The sequence below is a fragment of the Chryseobacterium sp. BGARF1 genome (assembly GCF_001677955.1).
Lineage (GTDB): Bacteria > Bacteroidota > Bacteroidia > Flavobacteriales > Weeksellaceae > Chryseobacterium.
Genome location: NZ_LELA01000024.1, coordinates 21408 through 27460 on the forward strand (window position 1 = coordinate 21408; position 6053 = coordinate 27460).

Genomic DNA, 6053 nt, shown 5'->3' on the forward strand with positions numbered 1-6053 from the left:
CATTTTAATATTAAGATCATGGCACATAATTTAAATTTCAACAGCAGAACAGGAAAATATTCATTTTTTAGTGTAAAGGAAAAACCTTGGCACAACTTGGGACAAATTGTAGAAGAATATCCTACAAGTGAAGAAGCTATCAGATTCGCAGGACTTGACTATGAAGTCGAAAAGTCTCCGTTATTTACAAAAGGTGCAGGTATTAAAGAAAATAGCAACGGAATAGAAATAACCGATTCAGAATTGGAAGTTCCTAACTACTTTGCGAATATCCGCACTGATAATAACATCGTTTTAGGCGTAGTCGGAAAAGATTACCAGATCGTACAAAACCGTGAAGCCTTTTCATTTTTTGATTCTATTGTAGGCGGTGGAGATGGAATCTTGTATGAGACTGCAGGAGCTTTGGGAAATGGTGAACGCATTTTTATCACGGCAAAATTACCCGATTATATCCGTGTGGGAAACGGCGACGATATTACAGAGAAATATATTTTTCTTACCACCTCACACGATGGAAGCGGAAGCATCACGGCTGCATTTACCCCTGTTCGCATTGTCTGTCAAAATACTTTAAACGCTTCACTAAAAAGCATGAGCAATGTGGTGCGGATCAGACATACCGCAGGAGCAAAACAGCGTTTGGACGATGCCCAAAAGGTCATGGGATTAGCGAATAAATTGAGTAATGAATTGGAAAGCACGTTTAATCATTGGGCAAAAATCACAGTCGGTGATGATGAAATGAAAAAGCTAATTCAATTGGCACTTTGTCCCAATAAAGAAACTTTAAACCATCTGCAAAAAGGAAATTTTGATGAAGTATCAACTGTTTTCAAAAATACCGTTGAAGAAGCTTTTGCCTATGCGATGATGAGTGATACCCAACAAATGGAAACAACAAAAGGGACGTTGTTTGGAGCATATAACGCAGTGACAGGGTACTATCAGAATGTCAAAACATATAAAAACGATGAAGCCAAATTACAGTCTATTGTCATGGGTGGAACTGCTCAAATGAAATCTCAAAAAGCTTTTGAGCTGTGCGAGAAGTTTGCAGGTTTCGGAGCTGATTCAATTTTGATGAACTAACTTTTTATAATTACGGGAAAAACAAATCTCTGCCGTATTCAGAGTACAAAATATGAAATTCAATATTGTAAACGAAATAAAACTAAGCTATTCAAGAAAGGGAAACTGTGAAAAGCTCATTACAACTTCACGGGATGCTGTCAAAATTTTTAAAGAGCATTTTGATAGTGAGGAAATTGATTACCGAGAATCTTTTTTTGCCCTTTATTTAAATCAGGCAAACAGAGTTTTAGGAATAAAGAAAATTTCTGAATCTGGAATTTCGTCAACCATTGTTGATGTTAGAATTATTATGCAAGCTGCACTTTTGTGTAATGCATCAGGAATTATTTTAGCTCATAATCATCCATCGGGTAATCTCAAACCATCGGAGGAAGACTTAAATATTACGCAAAAAATTAAGGAAGCATCGCAGTTTTTAAATATTCAACTGCTCGACCATTGTATATTAACTTCCACTGCTTATATATCATTTGCTGATGACGGTCATTTGTAAATATTAAGAAAACAAAACGGCAATCTTTAGGTTGCCGTTTTTTCCGATTCGGGCGAAAAGACAATTCCTTCCGGTGGTCGGAAACGTCTTTTCGCATTTTTTAAGGAGCAATAACTTTGATGAATTTGTAATCAGTAATTCAATGTTTCATCAAAGATATTGCAGGATATGATGTGGTCTATTTAAGATAGTCCGATAATTTTTTAAGTGCGGAAAAAAGAAAATTTCTCTTTCCTGTCGAAAACTTCTTTTTTGTATGCAAAAGTAACCCAATACGCCATAAGCACAGACCTGCAGCTTTATTAAGTTACGTCATTAATCTTTACTTTAATTTGCAAATTGTACTCTTTTTAATCAATAAAAAATCCCACAATTTTAGTGGGATGTGTTATTGCTAATCTTTAGTATTTAATTGAAAACTAACTTGTTTTTCATTTCCAAAACTATCGTAAATCCAGACATCAAAACTTTGTGAAACACTTGATGTTGAGGTGTAATACAGTCTAAATTCTTTTTCGCTAAGCTCGTATGAATCATTGGGCTTGTAAGGCGGTTCATTGTTATAGCATAGTGTTCCGGTACCATCAAACTGAAAATACCTGATAAAATATTTAGTTTCTGTATAATTACCTTTCGGAATAATTTTCAATCTGATTTCAACAATTTCTCCGTTAGCAATATTTTTTCGAATTGGCATAATATGGAGTTCAAATGGGAAATTTTGCTGTATATCCAGATCGTCTGTTGAGCAGGATGAAAGACTCAATTCAAAAAGTATCATGACCGGAACAATCAGGATTAAAGCGAGCCCTTTTTTTATGATGATTTTAATATTTTTCATTGGTATATTTTATAAATTAATTCTTATTCCCAGACCTGCGGAAGGTCTGATCAGTTCACGAGATGAATTCCACAAGGCTTTTGCTTTTATGTGGGGGATTAAAACAATTCGGTCTGAAAGATAAATTTCTACAGAAACTTTCCCGCCGGCACCATAAACAAAATTGGATTCACTCAAAATCTCAGCTCCGTCAAAAAGCAGATCATTTCCTTTATTAATACGCTCAAAACCAGCTGTTGCAGATAATGAGAAATTAATTATAACATTTTTTTTGCGATCTGATATCAGATTAAAGCTGTAACCTGCTTCGGCAAGAAAAGTTTCAATGGGTATTGTGACCTTTTTGTAGTTCTGTTTCTCATTCAGGTATTCAAAACCGAAAAAACTGTAATTTCCTTTTCCTGACTGAATCGTTATTGCTGTGTTGAGAAAATAGTTCTCGCTTTTAGAATCATTTAAAAGAAATCCGGCATTCAATTCAATCGCTTTCTGTTTAGGAATTAACCGCTGAGCTTTTATTGTTAAGCTCATCAGAAATAAGCCTATGATATAAAGGTGTAGCCTTTTCATGTTATTTCAGTGTTAGGTTAATATCTTTAAAAACAGATGCGCCAATCAGGTCCTTATTGGTAACCTGCATTTTTAAATGCCGACCACCGTTTTTTTCTAAAATTTCTATTTCTAAGATTTGCCCCTCCATAAGCGTAAACTGATCTAACAGAAAAATATCAAATGCTTCATCATGTTCTTCCACTTTAAAGATTGTAGAATAATTCCGAAGCGGAGACAATATCCTGTCCTGTACAACCGTTCTTTTTATTTTCTTCTCATCCACAATCTTAAAATTGATGAAATCGACGGGATATGGAATGTTCCCGGAGTTTTTTAGATGTATGATAAAATAGTATTTACCTTGATGAACATACAAGCCCCGAAGCAGAAACTGAATTCCAAAGCTTTTGTTTCCGATGTGCTTGATGGTTCTTTTCGGATTTTTGTACAAGGTTTGCATCATCATTTCTGTCAGCGAAGATGAGCTTCCATCCATCTCATCAAAAGTTACATCTGCAGCATATTCCTTTTCATTATTACGCTGGAGTTTAAGCAGATCGTAGTTTAAAGTGTCTGGATAAGAGCTGTAAAAAACATCGAAGCTGTAAAACTTTCCATCTTCAGTGACCACTGAAAAATTGGTTTCTTCTTCAAAATCTCTTGTTGATGCTTTTACCCTTAAAACATTCGCAACATCATCAGCCTTGTTGGCAATCAGGTTTTCACTTCCTAAATCAACATATCTAATAGGTGAAGGAAATAATAAGTGTGTTGTTTTATTATACGTAACTTCCATTTTGTAGGATTCAAGTTTTGCCTGATTCAGTGACATCAAACCATCTTTATCCTGTGCATTGACTGAATGGTTGATGATGATGAATAACAGCAGAGTCATCCATTTATTTAAAATATTTTTCATTGAATTTTAATGTATTATAGGTTAATTTTTAGCCACCAAAAGAATTTGATGACCGGCTTTTACAGTAACTTTAGGTATTCTTACCTTTCTCTGGAAATATCCTGAAACTCCCTGAACAACTCCTCGTGTCAGATCAGAAGCGATTTGCTGACCTGCAGATTGAGTCATCATGATGTTTGTTCCGGATGACTGGCTCATATTGGCAACTATATCATTCACAGTATTTTGTTCCGGAGTATAGGGAATGTATAAACCCAATTGACCGTCATTATTGTGAATAGAAATTTCGACTGATTGTATTGAGCCTTGGTACTCTATATTTGATATTTTCATCTGTAATCTCCCGCTCTGAAATTTGCAGGAAGCCCTCAGCAAAGTTCCCTCTGGTACTAATATTCTACCTAACATCATGGGTTCAGAAAGTCGTAATGAAATAAAACTTTCAGCAGTGACAAGCTGGGTTTGATGAATAACTGCCCGTATGCTGTTCCGGGTTATTTGATTGTTGACCTGAATACCTTGTATTCCTATGAAATTGTTTCTGTTCAGGCTCGCCAGAAAAGCACTGTCACCAGTCTCACGGTACAAAGCAGATACTACATTTTTGTTGAGATGCTTTACTGAATTAATCTTAACCTTTGGTTCTTTTGGCTCAGGTTTCACAGAGGTATCGGATGGTTTTGTCTCTATAAAATTTCCATTTTGATGAGAGGATGAAGGAAGATATTTTGCTGCCAACTGGTAAGATTTTTCCATCAGTTCCAACTGCTCATCAATTCCGCTACCTTTCGGTGTAGAATTATTCTGAAGAGATTCATTTTTCAATCTTGAAATTTCTTTTTTCAAATTGCTGACTTCCTCATCATCTCTACTGTAAAAGTTTCCCAAAGTCTGTTGCGCATTACGGTAACTGTTCATCGCATTTTGGTCGCCTTGCGTCAGCATTCCCGACTTATCCGTTGAGTTTAATGGGGCTGATTGACCTGGTGAAAGATTTGTTGCCTCACCATCATTCCAGTAATCAGATAATGTAGTCAAAGTGTTTCTCTTTTCTTCATTTTTCTGTTCCAGCAGTTGCTGTTCATATGCTTTCTGCTTATCAGACTGCAGTTTGTCATCAGCTGCCTGTGGAACTGCTGAATTAAAACCAACATTTTCAATGAGAAGATTCTTCTCTTTGGGTTTAAAAATGAGATAGAGACAACCCGCACACACAACAGCCATCAAAAAATAGATCAGTGGTTTCTTGAATTTTTCAAATCTTTGCAGATTGCTCAATGACTGTTCCTCGTTAGCCATTCTATCGGAATTGCCTTCTGTAAGTCGAATCTGGGTTCTGTTCTCGTTATTCATTATGAGGGGCTTTGTTAGTTATACTTTGAGGAATTCCCTGAATATGACTAATGGAAAGGATATTGTTTCCGTTAGAGGTTTCGAACCAAATGTAGGTGATGGTTAAAACCGTCAAAATCACATATATTCCTAAAAAGAACTTTGTTAATGTTCTCTGTCTGCTGCTACTTAAAGATTTCCAATGGTTTTCGATTGAATCGATATATTGGTCAACTGCTATTCTGAATTTTTTCATAATAAACCTGTTTAAACTTTTATTTTTCTGAGAAACAAGATAGAGAAAGCGAGATAATGTAGATTTGTCCAAGTAATATTCAAAGTCTCAAATCTTACTAATAAAGCTTTGAAGCTATCAAGCCATGCATTTGCTTTTTCTATTTTGAATCTTCTTTTATACAACTCATTATCAAAATATTTTTCATTCTTTGTATCCCTGTTACGAGGATTCCCTTTGATATTTCCAATAATTTCTTTTTTATACAGCATATCTCTAAGTTTTTTACTGTCAAAACCAGAGTCGGCATTAAGAAATAATCCCTTACACTCTATATCAGCAGCATCCAGAAGACCGAAAATCTCTTCCAAAGTATCTTCAATATTATAAAGATCATGATGTTCACCGCTTATTGGCTTTCCCATTGAAAGCATTTGTCCCTGATTATCACAGAGAAAAATACAATTACTGGTCTTAGATGATTTTCTTCCCTGATAACCTACCGATTCTCCTCCTGTTTTACTTCGGGTATGGCTTCCATCCAATTGGACACTGGAAAGATCTAATTTCCTTTTATTATTTTGAA

8 protein-coding genes are annotated in these 6053 nt (G+C 35.4%); 2 read left to right on the forward strand and 6 right to left on the reverse strand.

The features are described from left to right. The first annotated feature begins 18 nt into the window (after positions 1-18). Positions 19-1092, forward strand: a complete 1074-nt coding sequence (locus AB671_RS04310; protein ID WP_066674893.1) for a DUF932 domain-containing protein — start codon at positions 19-21, stop codon at positions 1090-1092. 52 nt (positions 1093-1144) lie between these two features. Then, entirely contained in the window at positions 1145-1588 is a 444-nt protein-coding gene (locus AB671_RS04315) for a JAB domain-containing protein (RefSeq protein WP_066674890.1), read from the forward strand. A 394-nt stretch (positions 1589-1982) separates the two neighbouring features. On the opposite strand, the gene AB671_RS04320 is transcribed toward AB671_RS04315, so the two are convergent. The 6 genes from AB671_RS04320 to AB671_RS04345 form a co-directional block, all read right to left on the reverse strand. Next, on the reverse strand, positions 1983-2429 hold the full coding sequence (locus AB671_RS04320) for a DUF3872 domain-containing protein (protein ID WP_066674887.1): 447 nt from the start codon (positions 2427-2429) through the stop codon (positions 1983-1985). A 9-nt stretch (positions 2430-2438) separates the two neighbouring features. Further along, positions 2439-2999: a conjugal transfer protein TraO gene (locus AB671_RS04325; RefSeq protein WP_066674884.1), complete on the reverse strand. Its 561-nt coding sequence runs from the start codon at positions 2997-2999 to the stop codon at positions 2439-2441. A 1-nt stretch (position 3000) separates the two neighbouring features. Continuing rightward, a complete protein-coding gene (gene traN / locus AB671_RS04330; protein ID WP_066674882.1) occupies positions 3001-3900 on the reverse strand; it encodes a conjugative transposon protein TraN in 900 nt (299 codons plus the stop codon). A gap of 21 nt (positions 3901-3921) precedes the next feature. Further along, the gene (gene traM, locus AB671_RS04335) at positions 3922-5253 is read right to left on the reverse strand and encodes a conjugative transposon protein TraM (protein WP_066674879.1); all 1332 of its coding nucleotides are present in this window, start codon (positions 5251-5253) and stop codon (positions 3922-3924) included. Further along, a complete protein-coding gene (locus AB671_RS04340) occupies positions 5246-5488 on the reverse strand; it encodes a hypothetical protein (protein ID WP_066674876.1) in 243 nt (80 codons plus the stop codon). Before AB671_RS04340 ends, traM begins: the two co-directional genes overlap by 8 nt. 11 nt (positions 5489-5499) lie before the next feature. After that, positions 5500-6053: transposase (locus AB671_RS04345; protein WP_082987228.1), on the reverse strand; the 554-nt coding region annotated here is incomplete at its 5' end.